Raw genomic sequence first — 22,435 nt, 5'->3', positions numbered from 1 at the left:
CGGGCGAGCTACCTCGCGGCCGCGAAGGCCTCGGCGAAGTCCTCGAGGATGTCGTCGATGTGCTCGAGGCCCACCGAGACGCGGATCTGGTCGGGGGTGACGCCGGCCGACTTCTGCTCCTCGGCGCTGAGCTGCTGGTGCGTCGTGGAGGGCGGGTGGATGACCAGGGTCTTCGCGTCGCCCACGTTGGCGAGGTGCGAGGCGAGCTTCACGTTGTCGATGAACTTCCTGCCCGCCTCGTAGCCGCCCTGGATGCCGAAGCAGAGCACGCCGCCGAAGCCGTTCCGCAGGTACTTGCGGGCGCGCTGGTGGTAGGGGTGGCTCTCCAGGCCCGGGTAGCTCACCCAGGAGACCTGCGGGTGGCGCTCCAGCCACTTCGCCAGCGCGAGGGTGTTGTCCACGTGGCGCTGCACGCGCAGGGACAGCGTCTCGAGCCCCTGCAGCAGCAGGAAGGCGTTGAAGGGGGAGAGCGCCGGGCCGAGGTCGCGCAGCCCCTCCACCCGGGCGCGGATGATGAACTGGATGTTGCCGAAGGGGCCCTTGGGCCCGAAGACGTCGTTGAACACCAGCCCGTGGTAGCCGGGCGACGGCTCGGTGAAGACCGGGAACCTGCCGGACGCGGCCCAGTCGAACCGGCCCGAGTCCACGATCACGCCGCCGATGGAGGTGCCGTGGCCGCCGATCCACTTGGTCGCCGACTCGACCACGATGTCCGCGCCGTGCGCGATGGGCTGCACGAGGTAGCCGCCGGCGCCGAAGGTGTTGTCCACGATGAGCGGGAGGCCGTGCTCGTGCGCGAGCGCCGCCAGCCCCTCGAAGTCGGGGATGTTGAAGGACGGGTTGCCGAGGCTCTCGACGTAGATGGCCTTGGTCCGGGCGTCGATGGCCTTGCGGAAGTCGCCGAGGTTGTCGCCGTCCACGAACCTCACGCCGATGCCGAGGCGGGGCAGCGTCACCTTGAACTGGTTGTAGGTGCCGCCGTAGAGGGTGCTGCCCGAGACCACGTTGTCCCCGGCGGCGGCGAGGTTGGCGATGGCGAGGAACTGCGCCGCCTGCCCCGACGCGGTCGCGAGCGCCGCCACGCCGCCCTCGAGCGCGGCGACCCGCTTCTCGAAGACGTCGGTGGTGGGGTTCATGATCCGCGTGTAGATGTTGCCGAACTCCTTGAGCGCGAAGAGGTTCGCGCCGTGCTCCGCCGAGTCGAAGGTGTACGAGGTGGTCTGGTAGATCGGCACCGCCCGGGAGTTCGTGCCGGGCGCGGGCTCCTGGCCGGCGTGGACCTGCAGCGTCTCGAAGCGGGGCTTGCGGTTCGGGGGGAGGGCCATGTCGCGGTCTGCCTTTCGTCTCGGGCGGGGTCGAGAGCGAATCCTAGATGGCGGACATTTGTCCTGTCAAGCGGACGAGCCCTGAAAGACCGATAGAACGGCCCTTCCAGGGGCCCGGAGGCGGGGCATCGCGGGGGCCGGCGGAGCGCAAATGCCGCTATAGCGGACGGGTCGGCCCGTCGCCGCGCCCCGCCGAAAGGCGCTCCGTCGCGCGCCGCCTGAACTAATCTGCGCGCGCCAAGGAGATCCGCCCGCCGTGACCCGCACCGCCCGCTCGCTCTGCCAGCTGTTCCTCGACCGGATCGTCGCCACGCCGGCCGCCGAGGCCTTCCGCGTACCTCACGGCGAGGGCTGGCGCGCCCTGTCCTGGGGCGAGGTGGGCGAGCGCGTCGCCGAGGTGAGCCAGGGGCTCCTCGGCCTCGGCCTGCACCCCGAGGAGCGCTGCGCCGTCTTCTCCGGCACCCGGCTCGAGTGGCTGCTCGCCGACTGGGGCGTGCTCTGCGCCGGCGGCGCCACCACCACCATCTACCCCTCCAGCACCCCCGAGGAGACGGAGTTCATCCTCCGCGACGCCGGCGTGCGGTTCGCCTTCGCCGAGAACCAGGAGCTGGCCGAGCGGATCCTCTCCCGCCGCGACGGGCTGCCCGCGCTGGAGAAGGTCTTCCTCTTCGAGGGGCACGGGAGCGCCGACGGCTTCGTCACCCCGCTGGCGGCGCTCTGCGAGGCCGGGCGGGCCCGCCGCGCCGCGGATCCGGGCGAGTTCGAGCGCGCGGCCCGCGCCGTCCGGCACGAGCAGCTCGCGACGCTCATCTACACGAGCGGCACCACCGGCCGCCCCAAGGGCGTCGAGCTCACGCACGCCGCCTGGGCCTACGAGGCGGAGGCGGTGCTCGAGGTGGCGGAGTCGGCCCGGCTCGACGGCGAGCTCCTGCAGTACTTCTGGCTCCCGCTCGCGCACGCCTTCGGCAAGGCCATCGGCGGCGTGCAGCTCGTGCTCGGCTTTCCCACCGCGCTCGACGGGCGGGTGGACCGGGTGGTGGAGAACCTGGGCGCGGTCCGGCCCACCTTCATGTGCGCCGTGCCGCGCGTCTTCGAGAAGGTGCACAACCGGATCCTGGCCCGGGCGCGCGAGGGCGGCCGGGCGCGGCTCGCCGTGCTCCGGTGGGCGGTGGGGGTGGGCCGCGCCGCCTCGCGGCTCCGCCGCGCCGGGCGCGAGGTGGGCCCCTTGCTGCGGGCCGAGCTCGCCCTGGCCGACCGGCTCGCGCTCCGGAAGATCCGCGCCGCCTTCGGCGGGCGGCTCCAGTTCTTCGTCTCCGGCTCGGCCCCGCTGGCGGTCGAGATCGCCGAGTTCTTCGACGCCTGCGGGATCACCATCCTCGAGGGCTGGGGGCTGACCGAGGCCGCGGCCATCGTGACCGTCAACGTCCCGTGGAAGGTGAAGCTCGGCACGGTGGGCGCGGCGCTGCCCGGGACCGAGCTGCGCATCGCCGAGGACGGCGAGGTGCTGGTGCGCGGCCCCGGGCTGATGCGCGGCTACCACGGCCTCCCCGAGGCGACCGCCGAGGCGCTGCGGGACGGCTGGCTGCACACCGGCGACGTGGGGACCCTCGACGCGGACGGCTACCTCACCATCACCGACCGCAAGAAGGACCTCATCAAGACCTCGGGCGGCAAGTACGTGGCCCCGCAGGAGCTCGAGACGCGGCTCAAGGCGCTCTCGCCCTTCGTGAGCCAGGTGCTGGTCCACGGCGATCGGCGCAAGTACGTGACCGCGCTCCTCACCGCCGAGCCGGTCGCGCTGCGCGCCTGGGCGGAGCGGCACGGCCTCGCGGGCGCCGGGGTCGAGGAGCTGGTCCGGCGGCCCGAGGTGCTCGCCCTCTTCCAGGCCGGCGTGGACCGGCTCAACGCCACGCTCCCGCGCTACGCCACGGTGAAGCGCTTCGCGGTGCTGGCGCACGACTTCAGCGAGGCGGAGGGCGAGGTCACCGCCACCCAGAAGCTGCGGCGCAAGGTGATCGAGGAGCGCCACCGGGCGCTGCTCGACGGGCTCTACGGGGAGGAGTAGCGGCTCACCCCTCGCCGCCGACCGCGGCCCGCATCCGGTCGAGCGCCTGGCGCGTGCGCTCCACCCACTCGTTCTCCACCCCGGTGCGGCGCGCCGCGGCGAGCGTCTGCTCGTAGATCCGGATGGCCTTCGTGACCAGGACCCGGACCTTGCGCGCGAGCTCGGCGCGGTAGGCCCGCGCCTGCTCGGCGTCGAGCCCCGGCGGCAGCGGCGCGCCGGTGAGATCGGCGTGCAGGGCGTCGTAGAGCTCGCCGATGCGCGCCCCGGCGGCCACCGACCACTGCGGGTTGCCGACCTGGATGGCGCGCAGGTAGTGGCCCTGCGCCGTGAGCAGCATCTGCGCCTTCGACTCGAGGTCGCGCCCGAGCCGCGCCTCGTCGCCCGCCTCGGGCCGCAGCCGCACCGCGCGGAAGTGATCGCGGTACACCTCGCCCAGGTAGAACTGCGCCTGGGCCGGGTAGTAGTCGTCGAGCTGCTCGCGGTCCTTCTCCTGCTGCCACGCCGCCGTCGCCTGCTGCAGCGACCGCTCCGCCGCCTCGTGATCGCCCGCCTCGAGCTCCACCACGCCGCGCTGCACGAGGGCGCGCAGCCGCTCCGGCCCCCCGAGGTCGGCGCGGTGGGCGAGCCGGTCGAGGACGGCGCGCGCCTCGCCGAGCTCGCGCAGGTGGTAGAGGCACTCCGCCTCGTGGAAGGCCGCCTCCACGGCGTCCGGGCCGGTGAAGCCGGCCGCGAGGACGCGGAACCGCTCGCGCGCGAGCCGCCACTCCGAGACGCGCTCGTAGGCGAGCCCCGCGTCGAAGAGGGCCGTCGGCGCGTGCCGGGAGGCGGGGTAGAGGTCGGCCAGCCGCGCGAAGGCGGCCGCGGCCCGGCGGTGGTCGCCGGCGGCGTAGGCCGCGGTGCCGATCGCGAAGAGCTCCTCGTCGTTCTTCCCGGCGAGCGCGAGGTCGTCCCGGCCGGCCTCGACCACGAACGGCTCGTCGATGCGAAGCTCGCGCGGGCTCTCGCCCGGGCCGCCCACCGGCTGCCCGGGGGACGCAGCGGTGGCGCCGGGACGCGGGAGCTCTCCGCCCTCTCCCGCGCCAGCGGGGGAGGGCCGGGGAGGGGGCGCGCTGGCGCAGGCCAGCGCCACGCAGGCCACCGCCAGGAGCGCGAGGAGGCCCCCCGCCCTCACTCGGCCGCCCTCAGGAACTGCAGGAAGAGCTTCCGCGGCCGGGGCCCGTCGAACTCGCAGAGGTAGACGGCCTGCCAGGTGCCGAGCACCAGCTTGCCGTTCTCCACCGGCACGAGCTGCGAGCTCCCCACGAGCGCCGTCTTCACGTGCGCGTCGGAGTTGCCCTCGGCGTGGCGGTACTCGCCGCGGGCGGCGGTCTCGGGCACGGCGTTGTCGAGCGCGAGCTGCAGGTCGTGCTGCACGTCGGGGTCGGCGTTCTCCTGCAGCGTCACCCCGGCGGTGGTGTGGGGCGAGAAGACCAGCACCGCGCCCTCGGCGAGCCCCGCGGCGCGCACCGCCTGGGCGACGCGCAGGGTCACGTCCACGAGCTCGCGCCGGCGGTGGGTCGGGATGTCGAGGCGGACGATGGGCATGGAGCGGTCCCGGTGGGTGACGCTACAGGCAGGCCGCGAGCCGCGCCAGCCCGGTGAGGTCGTGCACGTCGCTCTCGAGCCGCGGCACCGCCGCGTGGGGGAGGGCGGCGGCGCCGAACAGGCGGGCCGCCTCGGCGGCGTCGGCGCGGGCGGCCCGCTGGTGCTCGGCGAGGGTGCGGGCGAGCCGCTCGGGGAGCCCGGCGGTCCCGCGCCCGCCCAGGGCCGCTCCCAGCTCGCCGGCGGAGGGGAGGGGCGTCCCCGCCGGCCAGAGGTCCGGGGTGACGCGGTTCATGACCAGACCCGCCACCGGCATCGCCTCGGCGTGGAGCCGCTCGTGGAAGAAGAGCGCCTCGTCCACCGAGAGCGGGTTGGGCGCGGCGACCAGCACGAACCCGACCTGCGGCTCCGAGAGCAGCTGCCGCACCGAGGCGGCCCGCTCCTTGAACCCCTCGTACATGCCCTGGAAGGTGGACATGAACTCGGCGAGGTCCTGCAGCACCTCGGCGCCGGTGAAGCGGCCGAGCGTCTTCGCGACGTAGGACCCGCCGAGCTGGAACAGCTTCAGGCCCACCTTGCCGGCGTGCAGCGCCGGGGAGAGGAGCCGCCGCGCCGTCTCGTTGCCGAGGAAGTCCACGATCCGGTCCGGCGCCTCGAGGAAGTCGAGGGCGTGGGCGGTCGGCGGCGTGTCGAGGACGATGAGGTCGTAGTCGCGCTCGGTGGAGAGCTCGTAGAGCTTCTCCATCGCCATGTACTCCTGGGAGCCGGCGAGCGCGCCCGAGAGCTGCTGGTAGATGCGGTTGCGCAGGATCCGCTCGAGCCGCTGCCGGTCGGGCGCGTGGCGCGCCACGAGGTCGTCCCAGGTGCGCTTCACGTCGAGCATCATGGCGTGGAGCTCGCCCTTCGCCTCGAGGCCCGCCTCCGCGAGCTTGTGGGTCGGGACCCGCGCCTCCACGTTGCCGAGCGCCGCGAGGCCGAGGGCGTTGGCGAGCCGCCGCGCCGGGTCGATGGTGCAGACCAGCACCTTCTCGCCGGCGAGCGCGCGGGAGAGGCCGATGGCGGCCGCGACGGTGGTCTTGCCCACGCCGCCCGAGCCGACGCAGACGGCGATGCGCCGCCCGGCGAGCCCCGAGAGCACCGCGCCCACTAGATCTCCTCCCCGAGCAGGGCCGCGACGTCCTCCACGGCGGCCGGCCCCCACTCCTCGGCGGGGAGCAGCGGCACCACGTGGGTGGGGAGGTCGAGGGCGGCGCGGGCGCGCCCGAGGTAGCGCTCCGCCTGCTCGGCGCGGCGCGACTGGAGCACGGCGGCCCAGGCGGCGGGGCCGAGCGGCGCCGGCTCGCCCTGCAGGCCGAGGAGGAGCTCGCGCTCGGCCGGCTCGAAGCGGCGCTCGGGCATGGCGTTCACGAAGAGGGCGCCGCGGGCGATCCCGAGCACGCCCCGCACCTGGGTGTCGAGCTCGATGGCCTCGTTCACCGGCATCTCCTCGGGCAGGGTGACGATGGAGAGCGCGGTGGCCCGAGGGTCCACGAGGAGCCCCTGCATCCACTGCGCGTCGGCGCGGAGCGGCCCGGCCGGCACCGTGTCGAGGAGGGCGGCCGGGACGCGCAGGAGCTGCACCGCGTGGCCGGTGGCGGGGGCGTCGAGGATCACGAGGTCCCAGCGCGGCCGCCCGGCGTCGCGCGCCCGGACCTCGTGCAGGATCTTGCCGAGCATCACCAGCTCGGCGAGCGACGGGATCACCTTGAGGAAGTAGCGGACGACCCGGTTCTCGAACACCGCCTCGTAGATGGTGCGGAACTTGAGGACCATGAGCCCGTACTCGCGCATGCTGTCGTGCGGGTTCACGACCACGGTCGAGATCCCGGGGCGCGCCTCGCGGATCACGCTCCCCGTCGGGGGCGCTCCGAGGAGCGGGGCGATCCGCTCCTGGGCGTTCACCTCGCAGACGAGCACCCGCTTTCCCCGCCGGGCGGCGAGGAGGGCGAGGGCCGCGGAGATGGTGGACTTTCCGACTCCGCCCTTGCCGGTGACGATGAGGAGCCGCCTGTCGAGCAGCGAAGGGCCGGGCACGGCGCTTGACAAGCTAGCGGTGAGGGGTGAAGAAGTCCAACCATTATGCTCGACGAGATGATGCGGCACCCGGCCGTGAAGAAGGCCCTGGAGCGGGGCGAGGAGCGGGTGGGGAAGCTCGTCACCCAGCTCCTCTCGAACGAGAAGTTCGTCTCGGGGCTGCAGTCGGTCGTCGCGTCGGCGCTCAGCGCCAAGACCGCGGTGGACCGGGGCGTGAAGCGCACCCTCCAGGCGGTCAACCTGCCGTCCACCGAGGACGTCGAGGAGCTGCGCCGCAAGCTCTCGGACCTCGAGAGCATGCTCGACCAGCTGGCCGATCGGGTCGAGCAGAAGGGCGCCGCGGCGCCCTCCGGCGACAAGGGCGCGACGTAGCGCCCATGCGCCGCATCGCCTTCATCAACGAGAAGGGCGGCACCTGCAAGACGACGCTCTGCGTGAACGTGGCGGCGTGGCTCGCCGGCGCCGGCCGGCGGGTGCTCCTCGCCGACCTCGACACGCAGGGGCACGCCGGGAAGTCGCTCGGGGTGGACGTCCGCGGGCTCGCGCCCACGGTCCACGACCTGCTCCTCGGCCGCGCGCGGCTCGAGGAGGTGGTGCGGCCCACGCCGGTCGCGAACCTCTCGCTCCTCCCGGCCAACAAGGCGCTCGCGGGCTTCCCCATGGAGGTCGCCCACGCCGCGGACCGGGCCGACCGGCTGCGCGAGGCGCTCCAGGGCGTGCCGGCGGACGGGTACGACTACCTGCTCGTGGACGCGCCCCCGTCGGTCTCGCTGGTCACCGAGAACGTGCTCCGCGCCGCCGACGAGCTGGTCATCCCGGTGGCGCTCACCTACCTCGCCCTCGACGGCTGCGCCGAGATCGTGGAGAGCCTGGAGCGGCTGCGCGCCGAGCGCGGGCAGGCGCCGCGCATCAGCCTCGTGGTGCCGGCGCTCTACCGCAAGACGCAGCTCGCCGACGAGATCCTGGCGAAGCTGCGCGAGCGCTTCCCCGCCGAGGTGTCGCGCGCCGTCCTCGGCTGGTCCGTGAAGGTGGACGAGGCCCAGAGCCACGGCATGACCATCTTCGAGTACGCCCCCGCCTCCAGCGGGGCCGGGCAGCTCGCGTCGATCGCCGCCGAGCTGGAGGCGCGCGGCGCGGGCGCGCCGGGGGCCCCTCAGGCGTCGTAGCGGATGTCGCCGGCGCCGGCGGTGTCGTAGCCCGGCACGGCCCCCGCCTCGGCCCGGAAGGCCTTGCCCTGCGCCACCTCGCAGAGCCGCACGATCCGGGGATCGCCCAGGTCGCGCGCCCGCAGGATGAGTCCGTAGGCCTCGGTCGCGAGCGGTGAGAAGGCGAGCCCGGCGCGCTCGCCCCAGGCGCGCGAGGCGAGCCCCACCTCGGCCCGGCCGGCCGCCACCGCCAGCACCACCTCCAGGTGCGAGTCGAGGACCAGCGCCCGCTGCTGCATCCTCTCCGGGTCGAGCCCCGCGCGCCGGAGCGCCTCGTCGAGGTAGGCGCGGACGCCGGCGGTCGTGGGGCGGGTCGCGAGCCGCTTCTTCGCCAGCTCCTTCGCGGAGAAGGGCGCTGCCGTCCTCGGGCGGACGAAGCCGATCTCGCGCTCCACGAGGTGGAGCCGCGCCACCCGGTCGTCGCCGATGTGGCTCGGGAACCCGCCGGCGTGCGCCCCGGCGGCGAGCACCGCCCGCCGGCGAAGCAGCTCGGCCGCCTGTCCCTTGTCGGCCTGGACGAGCCCCAGGAGCGGCGGGCCGAGCGCGGTCGCCATCCGGAGCAGCACCTGGACCGCGATGTCCCCGTTGGCCGCCAGCAGCGAGGGCGGCGCGTCGGCGTCGCTCGCCGCCTCGGGCGCCGGCTCCGTCATCGCCGGGGTCGCCTTGCCGCCCGACCAGGCGAGCACCTCGTCGCGCGAGAACCGCCACTCCGAGCCGACGCGCCGCGCCGGCAGTCCCTTCTTGAGCAGCCGGTACACGTGCTTGGGGTGCACGCGGAGGACCGCGGCGATCTCGTCGGTGGTGAGCAGGTGCTCGGACATGGGGTGCGCCGAGTATACCCGGCGCACTCCACGCCCGGTGCCCTGCCGCGGAGGGATTGCGCGACGGGGAGGGGCCCCACCGCAGGTGGGGAGGGGCAGCGCCCCTCCCCGCCGGATAGCGTGCACGCGACGAGCGGAGCGAGGCGCGCAGCGCGCTCGGCTCCGGCGCAGCAGGGGAGGGGCCCCGACGAGCTTTGCTCGGCGGGGAGGGGACGCAGTCCCCTTGCGAGGATCAGAAATCGAGCTTGGAGGCGAGCGCCACCTGGATCGCCTCGGCCCGGGTGGCGACGCCCTTGGCGTCCTGCGACCAGGAGACGGTCTTGTAGGACTCGACGCCGATCTTCCAGGCCTTGTGGGCGTTCACGATCACGCCGCCGCCGTAAGTGGTGTTCTTGGTGCGGGCGGCGACGCCGGACAGGTCGGCGACCTTCGGCTGCTCGATGCCGTAGCCGGCGAGGAGATCGACGAGCGGGATGGGCCTCACCACCGCCTGCCCCCAGAAGCCCTGGGTGAGGACCGCGCCGTTGCCGTGCGCCGTGTTCACGCCCGGGGCGATCCCGAGGTAGCCGTCGTCGGCGCCCTGGCCGGTGAAGGCCTCGCCCTGCAGGGTGAGGTAGGCGAGGTTGAGCTGGGCGTCGGCGGCGAAGACCGACTCGGTCACGTCGTCGTCGGTGTTGCTCGCGGTGACGTAGCGCCGCTTGTTGACGTGGGCGGCGAGGCCGAGCTCGCCGAGCTTCTTGCCGCCGACGATCGCGGAGAGGCCCACGCGCCCCTCGAGATCCGGCACCCGCGCGCGGTCGCCGTAGCCGGCGTCCACCGGCGTGCCGTTGTCGCTCGGCGAGATGACCGCCACCGCCGCGTTGAGGCCGAAGGCGTCGAAGGCGCCCTCGTAGGTGGCCTTGAGCTGGGGCGCCCGCCGGTTGAGGTTGCCGGAGTTGGTGAAGAGCTGGTCGGCGGCGTAGGCGAGGGTGGCCGGCGCGAGCGGGGCGATGAGGGTCCAGTCCTGGCCGGCCACCACCGAGAGCTCGCCGGCGTCGGTCTTCCAGGCCGCCTTGAGGTTGGCGTGCCGGACGCGGAAGAGGGCGTTGTACCAGCTCGAGGAGGGGGCGCTGGCGGTGGTCTTGCTGGTGCTGGTGCTCGTGACCTTGGTGCCGCTCACGGTGCTGGTGGTCGTGGTGGTGGTGTCGAACACGGTCGGAACGTAGCCGCCCTTGAAGTCGGCCTCGATGACGCCGGTGACGCGCGCGCCGAGCACCGGCTCGGGCAGCGCCAGCCTGAAGCCGAGGCGGGAGGCGCGGGCGGAGAAGAGCACCGAGCCGCCGTCGCCCGTCGAGAGCGCCTGGCCCACGTAGTCGCGGGCGCCGAACGGGCCGAGGTTGTCGTAGGCGGCGATGTGCACGAAGCCGTAGGGCGTGACGGTGACGAGCGGTGCCGGCTTCGGCGCCGGCTCGGCCGCGGGGGCGGTGGCCTGGGCGCGCGCGGCAGGCGCGGCGAGGAGCGCGAGGAGGGCTGGGAGGGCTGGGAGGGCGAAGCGGCGGGGCATGTCGTTTTCTCCTGGTGTAGTGGATGGATGTCCGTTAAAACGGACACTGTTGCTCCGCAGGCTACGGATGTGAGACTAATGAGTCAAGATGTTACTCAAAAGTTCTCATCGAAGGTTATTGATGTTTCGAACTCTCGCCCTGGCCGCGCTCCTCGTCTCGACTCCGGCGCTCGCCGCGGGCCCGCGGAAGACCGTGGCGGTCGCCGCCGCCGCCAACCTCAACGACGTCGCGAGGGAGCTGAAGCAGGCCTTCGCGGCGGAGCAGCCCGGCGTCGAGGTCGCGCTCACCTTCGGGGCCTCGGGCAACTTCTTCGCCCAGATCCAGAGCGGCGCTCCCTTCGACCTCTTCCTCTCGGCCGACCGCGAGTACCCGGCCAAGGTGGTCGCCGCCGGGCTGGGGGCCGCGGCCGACGAGCGGGTCTACGCCTTCGGCAAGCTGGTGGCGTGGCTCCCGCTGGGCTCGAAGCTCGACCTCGAGCACCAGGGGCTCGCGGCGCTCGCGGATCCCGGCGTGAAGCGGATCGCCATCGCCAACCCGGCCGTGGCGCCCTTCGGGCGGGCCACCGAGGCCGCCTTCAAGGCGGCCGGCGTGTACGAGGCGGTGAAGGGGAAGCTGGTCCTCGGGGCGAGCGTGGGCCAGACGGCGCAGTTCGCCTCCGCCGGCGCGGTGGACGTGGCCTTCCTCCCGTACTCGCTCACCTTCGGGAAGGAGCTCGCGCACGGCCGCGTGACCCCGGTCCCGGAGAAGCTCTACCCGCGGATCGAGCAGTCCGGGGTGGTGCTCGCCACCGCCCGCGAGCCGGCGGCGGCCCGGGCCTTCCTGGCCTTCGTCACCGGCGAGAAGGGGCGGGCCATCCTCGCCCGATACGGCTACGGCCTGCCGTAGGGAGGGGGGCCTCCGCCCTCCTCCGCGCGCCGGCCCGGCCTACCGGAGGCCGATGAGCGCGATCCCCGCGACCGCGAGGGCGAGCCCGATGGCGCGGGCGGGCGGGATCCGCTCGCGGAAGAAGAGGCGCGCCAGGAGGACCGTCGGCGCGGGGTAGAGCGAGGCGACGATCACCGCGAGCGAGAGGAGGCCCGCGCGCGTCGCGAGGAGGAAGAGCACGTTCGCGGCCATGTCGGCGAGGCCGGCGACGAGCGTGGGCAGCGCCGCCGCGCGGGCCACGGCGAGCCGCTGGCGCGAGACGAGCGCGGCGGCGACCAGGATCGCGATGGACGCGCCGCGGGCGGCGAGGAGGGGCCAGAGGCCCGAGCCGGGCGCGCTCCGCGCCAGGGCGATGAAGAAGAGGCCGATGAACGCGCCGGAGAGGAGCGCGTGGCCGAGCGCGGAGCGGAGCGCCCGCCGATCGGCGGCGCCGCCCCGCTCCCAGGAGAGGAGGAGGACGGCGGGCAGGCAGACGGCCGCGCCCGCCAGCGCCGCCGGGCTGGGGCGCTCGCCGGAGAGGATCCCGAACGCCACCGGGATCGCCGCGCCGACGAGGGCCGCGGTCGGCGAGACGATCGCCACGAGCCCGCGGGCGATGCCGCGGTAGAGGAGGGCGAGCCCGGCCGCACCGGCCACGCCGGCCGTCGCCCCCCAGGCGAGATCGCGCCCCGCGGGCACCGCCTCGCCGCTCGCGAGGACGAAGGCCAGGGCGAGCACGGCCCCGGCCAGCTGCGAGGTGACGAGGACCGGCACGAGCGGGCTCCGCCGCGAGGCGAAGCCCCCCGAGAAGTCGGCGGCGCCGTAGCAGAGGGCGGACAGCCCGGCGAGGAGGACGCTCAGCACGGCCCGGAGTATGCGCGGGCGGCCGGTTCAGCTACGATGAAAGTTGCTTCATCTGGTTAAGGACAGCTGAAGGGTCCCGCCATGCTCGACTACCCGCTGCTCGAGGCCGTCGCCGCCGTGGACCGCGAGGGCAGCTTCGAGGGCGCCGCCCGCGCGCTCCACCTGACCCCCTCCGCCGTCTCCCAGCGCGTGAAGCTCCTGGAGGAGCGGGTGGGGACCCCGCTCGTGGTGCGCGGCAGGCCCTGCGCGGCCACGCCCGCCGGCCGCCACCTCTGCCGCCACGTGGAGCAGGTGGGCCTGCTCGAGCGTGACCTGCACGGCCTGCTCCCGGCGGCCGGCGCCGACGCCGGCCCGAGCCGCCCGGCGGTGCTGCGCGTCGCCATCAACGCCGACAGCCTCGCCACCTGGTTCCCCGGCGCCATGGCGCGCTTCGCCGCCGGCGAGGACACGCTCCTCGACGTCGCGCTCGACGACGAGGCGCACACGGCCGAGTGGCTCCACACCGGGCAGGTGCTCGCGGCGGTCGCCGCGCGCGCGAAGCCCTCGCCCGGCTGCCGCAGCGTGCCGCTCGGCGGGCTCCGCTACCTCGCGACCGCGAGCCCGGCGTTCGTGGCCCGCCACTTCGCCGGAGGCGTCGACGCGGCGTCCCTGGCGCGGGCGCCCACGCTCCAGCTCAGCCGCAAGGACGAGCTGCAGCGGCGCTGGCTCCGGAAGGTCTGCCGCAAGGACGTGGAGCCGCCGACGCACGGCCTCCCCACCACCCAGGCCTTCCTCGAGGCCTCGCTCGCCGGCGTGGCGTGGTGCCTCAACCCGGAGGCGCTGGCGCGGCCGCACCTCGCGGCCGGGCGGCTGGTGGAGCTCGTCCGCGGCACGGCGCTGGACGTGCCGCTGCACTGGCACCACGCCCGGCTCGCGCCGGCGGCGGTGGAGCGGCTCACGCGCGCGGTGGTGGCCGAGGCGCGCCGGCAGCTCCGGCCGCGCTGAAGGGAGCCCGGGGGCCACGGCTCGCGCCTTCGCGAGCGCGGACCCCGCGGGAGGGCGCTACGGCTTCTTCTCGAGCTCGGCGAGCTTGCGCTCCATCTCGCCGAGGCGCGCCTGCAGCTCGGCGATCTCGCGCCGCAGGTCGGAGAGGCTGCTCATCCCCTCCACCGCGGTGCGGACCCGCTCGTCCACCTTGCGCTGGAACTGGTTCACCGCCTCCTGGGAGGAGACCACCAGCTCGCGGGCCCGGTCCTGGGTCTGCTGCCCCTTGGAGAGGAGGGTCTGGACGCGCTGCTCCGCCGCCTGGCGGACCTGCTCCACCTTCCCGCGCAGCTCGTCGCGGGTCTCCTCGACGAACTGCTGGGCGCGATCCGAGCCGTGGCGGACCAGCTCGCGCAGCATCCGGAGGCCGACCTTGGAGGTCTTCTTCTCCTCCTCGAAGATGATCTGCGCGAGGGTGACGCTCGTCAGGTCCTCCTTGGTGCGGTTGTCGAGGACTCGGACCTCGGCCCCCGCCTTGATCATCCCGGCGATCTCCTCCAGCGTGACGTAGCGGGACTCCTCCGTGTCGTAGAGCTTACGGTTGGTGTAGCGCTTGATGACCTTGGGCTCGCGCCCGCTGCCCGGCTCGCTATCGCCGGGAGGGATCTGCTCGTCAGACATGGAGTTTTCCAGGAGGAGGATCAGCGGGCATTGTTCTCGGCGCCTCGGCTTGGTGTCAAGGAGATCCCGGTGTAGTCTCGGGAGGGTCGGAGCGCGGCTCCGGTCCCGCCATGATCGTCACCTGCAACGCCTGCCAGACCCGGTTCCGCGTCGCCGACGACAAGGTCGGCCCGCGCGGCGCGAAGGTCCGCTGCAGCCAGTGCCGGACCGTCTTCCAGATCCTCCCCGGCCCGGAGGGCGCCGCCGCCGCCGCCCCGCCGCCGGGCGCTCCCGCGAGCGCGCCGTCCGGCGCGGCCCCCCGTCCCCCGGGCGACCCCCTCGCGGCGCCGCCGCGCCCGGCCTCGACGCCGCCCTCGGCCCCGGCGCCGCGCGCCGCTGCGGCCGATCCGTTCGTGGCCGTGCCGCCTCGCCAGGCGCCGCCCGATCCGTTCGTGGCCGTACCGCCTCGCCAGGCGCCGCCCGATCCCTTCGCGGCCGTGCCGCCTCGCCCGGCGCCGCCCGATCCCTTCGCGGCCGTGCCCCCTCGCCCGGCCTCACCCGATCCGTTCGCGGCGGCGAGCCCGCGCCCCGCGCCACAGGACGACCCCTTCGCGAGCGGCGCGCCCGCGGGCGCCGCGGCGGACGATCCCTTCGCCGCGGCGGCGGCCCGCCCGCTCGATCGTGCCGACCCCTTCGGGACGGCGGCCTCTTCCGACCCGTTCGCGCAGCCGGTCCAGGCGCCCGGCGGCCCGCTCCCGCCATCGCCCGCGCCCTCGGCTGCGCCGGGTCCGTCGCCGCGGACCGCTCCGGCCGCCGACGCGGGCGCGCTGCCGCCCGACCCGTTCGGCCGCCCGGTGCCGGTCGCCTCGGCCCCCTCCGGCGAGCGCGCGTCCGAGGTCCCACCCGATCCGTTCGCCGTGCCGCCCGATCCGTTCGGCCTCGAGTCGCCGGAGCCGGGGTCGCGGAACGGAAAGCCGGGGCCGCCGCACGCCCGGGCCACCGATCTCTCCGACCTGCTCGCCGCCGAGGGGGGCGCCGCGCCCGCGATGCGGGCCGAGCGAGACGCGCCGGCGGAGCACAGCTTCGAGGACGCGGACCTCGAGGGCGGCGCGAGCGGGCTCGAGCTCGACCTGCCTCCCCGTGCCCCGGCCGCCTCGCCTGCCCCGGCCGTCCCCGCGGTCACCGCGGTCACCGCCCCGCGCGAGCGGGCGCCCGCGACGGCCGAGCCGGCTGCGATCCCGGCGCCGGACTCCCGGCCCGCCCCGAGCGCTCCCGCACCGTCGGCGGCGCCCGAGCCGGCCGGCCCGAGCCGCCTGCGCGCCGCGGCGCTCAACGCCCTCTCGCTGGCCGCGCTCCTCGCCGTCGCGGTCGGCTTCTTCATGTTCTGGCGCGGCGAGGGGCGGGTGGACCTGCGGCTCCTGTTGCGCCGCGACGGCGTCTCGACGGTGAGCGCGGCGGGTCAACCGCTCATCCTCGCCTCGGAGGTCTCGAACGGCCTGTACGAGACCGCGAGCGGGAAGAGCATCGTCTTCGTGCGCGGCCGGGTCCAGTCGCAGCAGGCGGCCGGCGGGCCGATCCGCGTGAAGATCTCGCTGCTCGACGGCGAGCGCGTGGCCGCCGAGGCGGAGGGGGTCGCGGGCGCGGTGCCGACGCCCGAGGAGCTCTACGGGATCGGCAGCGCGGCGGAGGCGAAGCTGCTCCTGCGCGACGTGGCCGCGCGCGCGCCGGGTCGCGCCGGCGCCGGCCAGTGGCTGCCGTTCCTCGTGCCCATCGCCGACGCGCCGGCGGACCGCGGGCTGGCGCTCCGGATCCAGGCCGAGGGGCGATAGGGAGCGTGGCCCCACGGCGCGGTCCGGCGCCGCGCGCCTCGCCGGCGACGAGCGCGACGAATGAGAAAAGCGCGGCGTCCCGGAGAGGGAGCCGCGCGGGTGCGGTGCGTGAGCGGAGCGGCTAGGCCTTCTTGGCCTCGGCCGTGGCGCGCTGCTGCGGGGCGGCGGTCGCCGCGTTCTCGGAGAGCTGCGAGGGCGCCTGCTTCTGCGGCGTGACGTCGATCTCGTCGTCGCGCTGCGCCTTCTTGAAGTTGCGGATGCCCTTGCCGAGCGCGTCCCCGAGCTGCGGGATCTTGTTCGCCCCGAAGACCAGCATCACGACGATGAAAACGATGAGGAGTTCGCCGAAGCCCATGTGCATGACGCGTAGCATACCCGGGCTCATCCGGGTGCGCCAGAGGCCTCGGGGCCGCGGGCGGGCGGGCAAGCGCCCGTCTTCCCTTGAGGTCCACGCCGCGTGCGCGGGCCGCTAGGCCGTGCCGTAGCCGGTGGCGCGCGGGATCGCGAGCTCCTTCGCCACCTTGTTGTAGAGCCCGACGATGAGGATCGAGGGCGCCCACTGCCCGACGAAGTTGGCGAGCTGTTTACGGCCGGTGAACAGCAGCGCCGCCGACGCCGCCATCGCGCCCACCGCGATGCCCATGTACGCGAGCGACGGCACCTTCGCCGTCTGCTGCTCCACCATCGAGGTGGTCCTGCCTTCGTGTGCGATTGCCATCCAGGTCCTCCCTTTCGAGGCCCAAATATGATCACGCGAGCGCGGCCCGCAGCCCCTGGACGTCGGTCGCCGGGAGCTTGCAGGCGCCGCCCTCGCAGACGTACGCCGCGGCCCTCCCGCCCACGCAGGTCCGCCCCTCGACCAGCGGCGCGAGCGCCGCGAGCCGCGCGAGCGGCTCGCCCTCGGCGGCGCCGGTGCGCGCGGCCTCGGGCAGGTAGTGGCGCGCGAGCTCGCCGAGGAGCGCCGCCGGCGGCGGCTCCCCCGCCGGCCAGACCAGGACGATCTCGCGCGGCGGCGCGGCGGCGAGCTCGACCGCCACCAGCATCTCGGTCAGGGTGAGCGGGTGCTCCTCGAGCAGGGGCGCGGCGGCCCGGAGCGCGCGCTCCGCCTCGGCGCGGAGCGGCGCCCGGCCGGTGAGCGCCGCGAGCCGGAGCAGCACCTGCGCGGCCACCGAGGCGCCCGAGGGCTCGGCCCCATCGCGCGAGGGCTTCTCGCGGGCGATGAGCCGCTCCGCGTCCGCGGCGGTCGCGAACCAGCCGCCCCGCGGGTCGGCGAAGCGGCCGAGCTCGGCGCAGAGCGCGAGCGACGCCCCCAGCCAGCGGGGGTCGAAGGTGGCCTCGTGCAGGTCGAGCAGCCCCTGGGCCAGGAAGGCGTGGTCCTCGAGCGTGCCCGGCACGGCGGCCCGTCCGGCGCGCCAGCTGCGGAGGAGCCGGCCCTCCGGCCGGAGCGCGCCGAGGAGGAACCCGGCGCAGCGCGACGCCGCCGCGAGCCAGCCCGGCTCGCCGAGGATCCGGCCGCAGACCGCGAGCGCCGAGAGGGCGAGCCCGTTCCACGAGGCGAGCACCTTGTCGTCCCGGAGCGGCGCGGGTCGGCGGGCACGGGCCTCGAGGAGCCGGGCGCGGGCCGGCGAGAGCGCGGCGTGCTCGGCCTCGTCCGGCCGGGGCACGAAGAGCACGTTCGCCCCCTCGAAGTTCCCGGCCTCGGTCGCGCCGTGGTGCGCCATGAACCGCTCCGCCTCGCCTCCGAGCCGCTCCCGCAGCTCGCGCGCGGTCCAGACGAAGAAGCGCCCCTCCTCGCCCTCCGAGTCGGCGTCGGTGGCCGAGGCGAAGCCGCCCTCGGACAGCGCGAGCTCGCGCAGCAGGTAGTCGCAGGTCTCCCGCGCCACCCGCGCGAACATGGGGTCGCCGGTCGCCTGGAACCCCTCCGCGTAGGCGACGGCGAGGAGCGCGTTGTCGTAGAGCATCTTCTCGAAGTGGGGCACGAGCCAGCGCGCGTCGGTCGCGTAGCGGTGGAACCCGCCGCCGAGCTGGTCGTAGATGCCGCCCGTGGCCATGCCGCGGAGCGTCTCCGTCGCCATCCGCAGGCTCTCCGGCGCGCCGGTGCGGCGGTGGTGGCGCAGGAGGAGCCGGACCGGCAGGCTGGAGGGGAACTTGGGGGCGCCGCGCAGGCCGCCGTGCGCGGGATCGAAGCCGCGCTGGCAGGCCGAGACGGCGCGCTCGACGAGCGCCGGGCCGGGCAGGTCGGGGGCGGGCGGCGGCGCCGCCTCGAGCGCCTCGCGCACCACCGCGGTGAGCGAGGCCTGCGCGCGGCGCACCCGCTCCGGCTCGCGCCGCCAGACCTCCCCGAGCTCCCGGAGGATGGAGAGGAACCCCCGCGCGCCGGGCCGGTCGCCGTCGCGGGCGGGGAAGTAGGTGCCGCCGAAGAACGGCTCGCGATCCGCGGTGAGCCAGACGCTCATCGGCCAGCCGCCGGAGCCGTGGAGCGCCTGGACGGCGGTCATGTAGACCGCGTCCACGTCGGGCCGCTCCTCGCGGTCCACCTTGACGCAGACGAAGTCCCGGTTGAGCGCCTCGGCGACCTCCAGATCCTCGAAGGACTCCGCCTCCATCACGTGGCACCAGTGGCAGGTGCTGTAGCCGACCGAGAGGAAGACGGGGCGGCCGCTCCGGCGCGCCTCCTCGAAGGCCTCGTCGCCCCAGGGGCGCCAGGAGACCGGGTTGTGCGCGTGCTGGAGGAGGTACGGGCTCGACTCGAGGAGCAGCCGGTTCGCGTAGCGCGGCCGGCCGTCCGCCTCGAGGTGGTGGGTGCGGGGCCCGTACGAGGGGCCCATCGCGCCGAGCGCCGCCTCGAGGCGGCGGGCGAGCTCGGGAGGGAAGGGGGCGGCGCCGGGGAGCGGTTCCATCCCCGCTCCTTAACGCCGGGCGCGCCCCCGCTCCCGTCCGGCTGCTACGTGTCGTCGAGCTTGTCGGCGAGGCGGCCCTTCACGTCGCCCTTCTTCTCCTCGAAGGACCCCTTCGCCTTGTCGATCGAGCCCTCCGCCTTCTTCGCGGGGTCGTCGGCGATCTCGCCGTAGACCTTCTTCGCCTTCCCCTTCAGCTTGTCCCAGGTGCCCTGGGCCTTGTCGTCGTCGCCGATGGCCATCCGTCTCCTCCTTCGGGTTGGGCTGCGGTCCACCAAAACGTGGGGCCGCGCGCCCCTGGGCGGAACCCCTTCGAGCGGGAGCAGCAGCCGCGCCCGGGGAAGGGACGGGCGGGCGGGCCCTCGCGTCAGCCCTTGATCACCCCGAGCGGCTCGAGCCGCGCCACCAGCCGCGAGAGGCCGGCGCGGTGCATGACCGCCACCACCTGCGCCACGTCCTTGTAGGCCTCGCTCATCTCCTCGCCGAGCGTCTTCCGCCCGCGCGACAGCACCTCGATGCCTCGCGCGGCGAGCTCGCGGTCGATGGACCGCCCGCGCGCCAGCTTGAGCGCCTGGCCGCGGGAGAGCAGCCGCCCGGCCCCGTGGCAGGAGCTCCCGAAGGTGTCGCGCATGGCGCGGTCGGTGCCGGCGAGCACGTAGGAGTACCGGCCCATGTCCCCCGGGATGAGCACCGGCTGGCCCACCGCGCGGTAGGGCGCGGGGACGCGCGGATCGCCGGGGCCGAAGGCGCGGGTGGCGCCCTTGCGGTGGACGAGCACCTCGCGCGGCGCCCCGTCCACGGCGTGGGTCTCGAGCTTCGCCACGTTGTGGCAGACGTCGTAGAGCACGCGGGCGCCGAGCTCGCCCTCGGAGAGCCCGAGCGAGCGGCAGAGGGCGCGGACGGCGAGGCCGGTCATCACCTGCCGGTTGGCGAAGGCGAAGTTGGCGGCGGCCTGCATGGCGGCGAGGTAGCGCCGCCCCGCGTCGGAGCGCACCGGGGCGCAGGCGAGCTGCGGGTCGGGGAGCGCCGCGTAGTCCGGCCCGAAGTCGCGCATCCGCGGCGTGAGCGCGGCGAGGGACTCGTCGCAGACCTGGTAGCCGAGCCCGCGGGAGCCGGAGTGGATCTGGATGGCCACCGCGCCGGGCAGGAGCCCGAACGCGGCCGCGGCGTCCGGGGCGTAGATCTCCGCCACGCGGTCGAGCTCGAGGAAGTGGTTGCCGGAGCCGAGCGTGCCGAGCTGGTCCCGGCCGCGAGCGCGGGCCCGGTCGCTCACCGCCGCCGGATCGGCCTGCGGGAGCCGGCCGCCCTCCTCGCAGCGCGAGGGATCGTCCGGCGCCGCGGCGAAGCCGCGCGCCGCCGCCCACCGTGCGCCGCCTGCGAGGACGCCGTCCAGCTCGTCGTCCGCGAGCGCCGGGATGGCGCGCGAGGCGCCCACGCCGGTCGGGACGTCGCGGAAGAGCTGGGCCACCACCTGCCGGAGCCGCGGCCGGAGCTCCTCCTCGTGCAGCGCCGTCGTGACCACCCGCACGCCGCAGTTGATGTCGTAGCCCACGCCGCCGGGGGAGATGGCCCCGATTTCCGGATCGACCGCCGCCACGCCGCCGATGGGGAAGCCGTAGCCCCAGTGGTAGTCGGGCATGGCGAGGGAGAAGCGGAGGATCCCGGGCAGGTGGGCCACGTTGGCCACCTGCTGCAGCGACGGGTCGTCGGGCGCGGGCGGGCCGGCGGCGTAGATCCGGCCCGGCACCTTCATGCCCCCCTCGGCCGGGAGCTCCCAGAGGTCCTCGTCGATCCGGCGGAGCTTCATGGTGCCTCCCGTGGCGTGACTCCCGGTGCGCGTCGCACGCCTCACAGGGTGGCCCGAAATCACCCGCGCCCAGCCTGTCAGATGTCGAACACGACCTGCGCGCGCCAGCCGTCCCCGCCGGGCTCGAAGCGGGCCTCGTGCCAGGTGACCGCCTTGAGGTCGACCCCCTCGGCGTGTCGCGCGGGATCGTAACGGCCGAAGGCCACCTGCACCTCCGCGGCGCCCTCGTCCATTCGCAGCACCTCGCAGGCCTGCGCGACGAGCCGCTCGGTCGCGAAGCGGTAGAGCAGCTCGCGCAGCAGGTTCACCGCCACCGCCACGCGCCCGCCCGCCTCGACGGCGAGCCGCTCCTCCCACTCGGCGGTCACCCCCGCGCCGCCCAGGAGCAGCGCGGCCTGCGCGAGGACGAGCCGCGCCAGCGCCTCCTCCGCGGTCGCTCCCTCGACCGCCACGCCGACGTCGGCGGTGTGCTCGAGGTCGCGGAAGGGCTGGGGGAGCTCGAGCCGCATGTCCTCAAGCTAACGGCGCGATGGGCCGGGCGGAGAGGGCGCGGAAGCGGGCCACGGTGACGACGGCGACGGTGACCAGGCCGGCGCAGAGCCCCCACCAGAGCCCGACCACGCCCCTCCCGGCGAGCACCCCGAGCCCCACCGTCACCGGCAGCCCCACGAGGTAGTGCCCCGCGACGTTGGCGAGGAAGGTGAAGCGGGTGTCGCCGGCGCCGCGGAGCAGCCCGGCGCCCACCGCCTGGATCCCGTCGAAGACCTGGAACACCGCCGCCACGCCGAGGAGCGGGCCGGCCGCGGCGACGACGGCCGGGTCGCTCGACACGAGCCGCGCCAGCGGGCCGGGGAAGAGGAGCAGGCAGAGCGCGGAGCAGGCCATCACGCCGGCGCCCGAGCCGAAGGTCACGAGCCCGGCCCGCCGCACCGCGGGCGCGTCGCCGGCGCCGATGGCGTGCCCGACCCGCACCGACCCGGCGGTCCCGACGCCGACGACGAGCGTGAAGCTCACCGTCACGAGCGTCAGCGCCACCTGGTGCGCCGCCATGGGCAGCTCGCCGAGCCTCGCGGCGAGGAAGCCGACCAGCGTGAAGAGCCCCATCTCCACCGTGAAGTGGAAGGCGATGGGCAGGCCGACCCGCAGGGCGCCGCGCAGCTCGCCCCGGCGCGGCGCGCCGCCGGGCTCGCTCTTCCCCTCGTTCCGGAGCGCCACCAGCACGAGCGCCGCCTGCAGCGCGGTCGCGACCGTGGCCGCGGCGCCGGCGCCGGCGGCGCCGAAGGCGGGGAGGGCGCGCAAGGGGCCGCACCAGGCCGGGAGCGCGGCGCCCCCGAGCGCGAGCGGCACCGCCAGCGCGAGGTTGGCGAGGTTCGCGACGAGGGTGGCGCTCACGAGCGGCCGGGTGCGCCCGAGCGCCTGGAGCCAGGCGCGGACCGCGAAGAAGGCGAGCAGGGACGGCATCGAGAGCGCCCGCCACGCGAGGTAGCGCGCCGCCTCGGGCGCCACGGCCGCGTCCACCCCGGCCGCCCCGAAGCCGAGCGGCGCCACGGCGAGCACCGCCGCGATGGCGAGGCCGGCGGCCCCGGCGAAGGCGGTGCCCTTCCAGGCGAGGCGCCGCGCCCGGGCCCGATCCCCGGCGCCGATGGCCTGCGCCACCAGGGCGTCGAGCCCCATGATGAGCCCCATCCCGAACACCGACCCGACCATGAAGACGGTGTTCCCGAGCCCCACCCCGCCGAGGGGCGCCGCGCCGGCGCGGCCGGCCACGGCGGAGCCGACCACCGCCATGAGGGACTGGCCCGCGCTGGCGATGGCGAGCGGGACGGACAGGCGCCAGAGGGCGCGGAGCTCCTTCGTGAGTTCGGACCGGTTCACAGGGGGCGGCAGGATAGACTAAA

At 75.2% G+C, this 22,435-nt stretch carries 22 protein-coding genes; 6 read left to right on the top strand and 16 right to left on the bottom strand.

What is annotated here, in order from left to right; genetic code table 11:
• Positions 1–8: 8 nt before the first annotated feature.
• Positions 9–1,325, bottom strand: coding sequence for an O-acetylhomoserine aminocarboxypropyltransferase/cysteine synthase family protein (locus AMPC_RS07970; protein ID WP_248345616.1), 1,317 nt, complete (start codon positions 1,323–1,325; stop codon positions 9–11).
• Between the two features lie 256 nt (positions 1,326–1,581).
• On the opposite strand from AMPC_RS07970, the gene AMPC_RS07965 reads away from it, so the two are divergent.
• The gene (locus AMPC_RS07965) at positions 1,582–3,390 is read left to right on the top strand and encodes an AMP-dependent synthetase/ligase (protein WP_248345615.1); all 1,809 of its coding nucleotides are present in this window, start codon (positions 1,582–1,584) and stop codon (positions 3,388–3,390) included.
• A gap of 4 nt (positions 3,391–3,394) precedes the next feature.
• Here AMPC_RS07965 and AMPC_RS07960 read toward each other — a convergent pair whose 3' ends face one another.
• From AMPC_RS07960 to AMPC_RS07945, 4 genes are read right to left on the bottom strand one after another with little or no spacing between them, the layout of a single operon-like run.
• Entirely contained in the window at positions 3,395–4,561 is a 1,167-nt protein-coding gene (locus AMPC_RS07960) for a tetratricopeptide repeat protein (protein ID WP_248345614.1), read from the bottom strand.
• On the bottom strand, positions 4,558–4,974 hold the full coding sequence (locus AMPC_RS07955) for a secondary thiamine-phosphate synthase enzyme YjbQ (protein WP_248345613.1): 417 nt from the start codon (positions 4,972–4,974) through the stop codon (positions 4,558–4,560). The genes AMPC_RS07960 and AMPC_RS07955 overlap by 4 nt, the downstream gene beginning before the upstream one ends.
• 22 nt (positions 4,975–4,996) lie before the next feature.
• Entirely contained in the window at positions 4,997–6,118 is a 1,122-nt protein-coding gene (locus tag AMPC_RS07950; RefSeq protein WP_248345612.1) for an ArsA family ATPase, read from the bottom strand.
• Positions 6,118–7,044 (bottom strand): ArsA family ATPase, encoded by a 927-nt coding sequence (locus AMPC_RS07945; protein ID WP_248345611.1) that lies wholly within the window; start codon positions 7,042–7,044, stop codon positions 6,118–6,120. Before AMPC_RS07945 ends, AMPC_RS07950 begins: the two co-directional genes overlap by 1 nt.
• Before the next feature lie 45 nt (positions 7,045–7,089).
• Here AMPC_RS07945 and AMPC_RS07940 point away from each other — a divergent pair, with 45 nt between their 5' ends.
• Together AMPC_RS07940 and AMPC_RS07935 are read left to right on the top strand one after the other, a co-directional pair.
• Positions 7,090–7,416, top strand: a complete 327-nt coding sequence (locus tag AMPC_RS07940) for a hypothetical protein (protein ID WP_248345610.1) — start codon at positions 7,090–7,092, stop codon at positions 7,414–7,416.
• 5 nt (positions 7,417–7,421) lie between these two features.
• Positions 7,422–8,210, top strand: a complete 789-nt coding sequence (locus AMPC_RS07935; protein ID WP_248345609.1) for a ParA family protein — start codon at positions 7,422–7,424, stop codon at positions 8,208–8,210.
• Here the strand turns inward: AMPC_RS07935 and AMPC_RS07930 are convergent.
• Complete coding sequence (locus AMPC_RS07930) at positions 8,198–9,070, bottom strand: helix-turn-helix transcriptional regulator (protein ID WP_248345608.1); 873 nt, start codon at positions 9,068–9,070, stop codon at positions 8,198–8,200. The two genes, AMPC_RS07935 and AMPC_RS07930, sit on opposite strands and share 13 nt — an antisense overlap.
• A 232-nt stretch (positions 9,071–9,302) precedes the next feature.
• Positions 9,303–10,613 carry a hypothetical protein gene (locus AMPC_RS07925; protein WP_248345607.1) on the bottom strand — a complete coding sequence of 437 codons (1,311 nt, stop codon included), beginning with the start codon at positions 10,611–10,613 and terminating at the stop codon, positions 9,303–9,305.
• A gap of 121 nt (positions 10,614–10,734) precedes the next feature.
• Between AMPC_RS07925 and modA the strand changes: the two genes are divergently transcribed.
• Entirely contained in the window at positions 10,735–11,499 is a 765-nt protein-coding gene (modA, locus tag AMPC_RS07920; protein ID WP_248345606.1) for a molybdate ABC transporter substrate-binding protein, read from the top strand.
• A 39-nt stretch (positions 11,500–11,538) separates the two neighbouring features.
• Here the strand turns inward: modA and AMPC_RS07915 are convergent, their stop codons facing one another.
• Positions 11,539–12,381 carry a DMT family transporter gene (locus AMPC_RS07915; RefSeq protein WP_248345605.1) on the bottom strand — a complete coding sequence of 281 codons (843 nt, stop codon included), beginning with the start codon at positions 12,379–12,381 and terminating at the stop codon, positions 11,539–11,541.
• Positions 12,382–12,462: 81 nt separating this feature from the next.
• On the opposite strand from AMPC_RS07915, the gene AMPC_RS07910 reads away from it, so the two are divergent.
• Positions 12,463–13,365 carry a LysR family transcriptional regulator ArgP gene (locus AMPC_RS07910; RefSeq protein ID WP_248345604.1) on the top strand — a complete coding sequence of 301 codons (903 nt, stop codon included), beginning with the start codon at positions 12,463–12,465 and terminating at the stop codon, positions 13,363–13,365.
• A gap of 57 nt (positions 13,366–13,422) precedes the next feature.
• Here the strand turns inward: AMPC_RS07910 and AMPC_RS07905 are convergent, their stop codons facing one another.
• On the bottom strand, positions 13,423–14,025 hold the full coding sequence (locus AMPC_RS07905; RefSeq protein WP_248345603.1) for a polyhydroxyalkanoate synthesis regulator DNA-binding domain-containing protein: 603 nt from the start codon (positions 14,023–14,025) through the stop codon (positions 13,423–13,425).
• Positions 14,026–14,135: 110 nt separating this feature from the next.
• Here AMPC_RS07905 and AMPC_RS20485 point away from each other — a divergent pair, with 110 nt between their 5' ends.
• Complete coding sequence (locus tag AMPC_RS20485) at positions 14,136–15,833, top strand: zinc-ribbon domain-containing protein (RefSeq protein WP_263009638.1); 1,698 nt, start codon at positions 14,136–14,138, stop codon at positions 15,831–15,833.
• Between the two features lie 121 nt (positions 15,834–15,954).
• Here AMPC_RS20485 and AMPC_RS07890 read toward each other — a convergent pair whose 3' ends face one another.
• The 7 genes from AMPC_RS07890 to AMPC_RS07860 form a co-directional block, all read right to left on the bottom strand.
• Complete coding sequence (locus AMPC_RS07890) at positions 15,955–16,206, bottom strand: twin-arginine translocase TatA/TatE family subunit (protein ID WP_248345602.1); 252 nt, start codon at positions 16,204–16,206, stop codon at positions 15,955–15,957.
• A 96-nt stretch (positions 16,207–16,302) separates the two neighbouring features.
• A complete protein-coding gene (locus AMPC_RS07885) occupies positions 16,303–16,551 on the bottom strand; it encodes a hypothetical protein (RefSeq protein ID WP_248345601.1) in 249 nt (82 codons plus the stop codon).
• Between the two features lie 31 nt (positions 16,552–16,582).
• Entirely contained in the window at positions 16,583–18,733 is a 2,151-nt protein-coding gene (locus AMPC_RS07880) for a thioredoxin domain-containing protein (protein ID WP_248345600.1), read from the bottom strand.
• A 44-nt stretch (positions 18,734–18,777) separates the two neighbouring features.
• The gene (locus AMPC_RS07875; protein ID WP_248345599.1) at positions 18,778–18,972 is read right to left on the bottom strand and encodes a CsbD family protein; all 195 of its coding nucleotides are present in this window, start codon (positions 18,970–18,972) and stop codon (positions 18,778–18,780) included.
• A gap of 125 nt (positions 18,973–19,097) precedes the next feature.
• Positions 19,098–20,537 carry an RtcB family protein gene (locus tag AMPC_RS07870; RefSeq protein ID WP_248345598.1) on the bottom strand — a complete coding sequence of 480 codons (1,440 nt, stop codon included), beginning with the start codon at positions 20,535–20,537 and terminating at the stop codon, positions 19,098–19,100.
• A gap of 77 nt (positions 20,538–20,614) precedes the next feature.
• Complete coding sequence (locus AMPC_RS07865) at positions 20,615–21,046, bottom strand: archease (protein ID WP_248345597.1); 432 nt, start codon at positions 21,044–21,046, stop codon at positions 20,615–20,617.
• 4 nt (positions 21,047–21,050) lie between these two features.
• Positions 21,051–22,412, bottom strand: coding sequence for an MATE family efflux transporter (locus AMPC_RS07860; protein ID WP_248345596.1), 1,362 nt, complete (start codon positions 22,410–22,412; stop codon positions 21,051–21,053).
• Positions 22,413–22,435: the final 23 nt, after the last annotated feature.

Origin of the sequence: Anaeromyxobacter paludicola (assembly GCF_023169965.1) — a bacterium.
Classification (GTDB): Bacteria; Myxococcota; Myxococcia; order Myxococcales; family Anaeromyxobacteraceae; genus Anaeromyxobacter_B; species Anaeromyxobacter_B paludicola.
This window is presented reverse-complemented; position numbering and strand designations above follow the sequence as displayed.

What these genes read in the sequence shown, in the direction of transcription:
- AMPC_RS07890 (WP_248345602.1), bottom strand. Translation starts at nt 16,206, where the DNA reads ATGCTACGCGTCATGCACATGGGCTTCGGCGAACTCCTCATCGTTTTC.
- AMPC_RS07885 (WP_248345601.1), bottom strand. Translation starts at nt 16,551, where the DNA reads ATGGCAATCGCACACGAAGGCAGGACCACCTCGATGGTGGAGCAGCAG.
- AMPC_RS07940 (WP_248345610.1), top strand. Translation starts at nt 7,090, where the DNA reads ATGCTCGACGAGATGATGCGGCACCCGGCCGTGAAGAAGGCCCTGGAG.
- modA (WP_248345606.1), top strand. Translation starts at nt 10,735, where the DNA reads ATGTTTCGAACTCTCGCCCTGGCCGCGCTCCTCGTCTCGACTCCGGCG.
- AMPC_RS20485 (WP_263009638.1), top strand. Translation starts at nt 14,136, where the DNA reads ATGATCGTCACCTGCAACGCCTGCCAGACCCGGTTCCGCGTCGCCGAC.
- AMPC_RS07875 (WP_248345599.1), bottom strand. Translation starts at nt 18,972, where the DNA reads ATGGCCATCGGCGACGACGACAAGGCCCAGGGCACCTGGGACAAGCTG.
- AMPC_RS07955 (WP_248345613.1), bottom strand. Translation starts at nt 4,974, where the DNA reads ATGCCCATCGTCCGCCTCGACATCCCGACCCACCGCCGGCGCGAGCTC.
- AMPC_RS07905 (WP_248345603.1), bottom strand. Translation starts at nt 14,025, where the DNA reads ATGTCTGACGAGCAGATCCCTCCCGGCGATAGCGAGCCGGGCAGCGGG.
- AMPC_RS07865 (WP_248345597.1), bottom strand. Translation starts at nt 21,046, where the DNA reads ATGCGGCTCGAGCTCCCCCAGCCCTTCCGCGACCTCGAGCACACCGCC.
- AMPC_RS07910 (WP_248345604.1), top strand. Translation starts at nt 12,463, where the DNA reads ATGCTCGACTACCCGCTGCTCGAGGCCGTCGCCGCCGTGGACCGCGAG.
- AMPC_RS07935 (WP_248345609.1), top strand. Translation starts at nt 7,422, where the DNA reads ATGCGCCGCATCGCCTTCATCAACGAGAAGGGCGGCACCTGCAAGACG.
- AMPC_RS07925 (WP_248345607.1), bottom strand. Translation starts at nt 10,613, where the DNA reads ATGCCCCGCCGCTTCGCCCTCCCAGCCCTCCCAGCCCTCCTCGCGCTC.
- AMPC_RS07880 (WP_248345600.1), bottom strand. Translation starts at nt 18,733, where the DNA reads ATGGAACCGCTCCCCGGCGCCGCCCCCTTCCCTCCCGAGCTCGCCCGC.
- AMPC_RS07870 (WP_248345598.1), bottom strand. Translation starts at nt 20,537, where the DNA reads ATGAAGCTCCGCCGGATCGACGAGGACCTCTGGGAGCTCCCGGCCGAG.
- AMPC_RS07930 (WP_248345608.1), bottom strand. Translation starts at nt 9,070, where the DNA reads ATGTCCGAGCACCTGCTCACCACCGACGAGATCGCCGCGGTCCTCCGC.
- AMPC_RS07970 (WP_248345616.1), bottom strand. Translation starts at nt 1,325, where the DNA reads ATGGCCCTCCCCCCGAACCGCAAGCCCCGCTTCGAGACGCTGCAGGTC.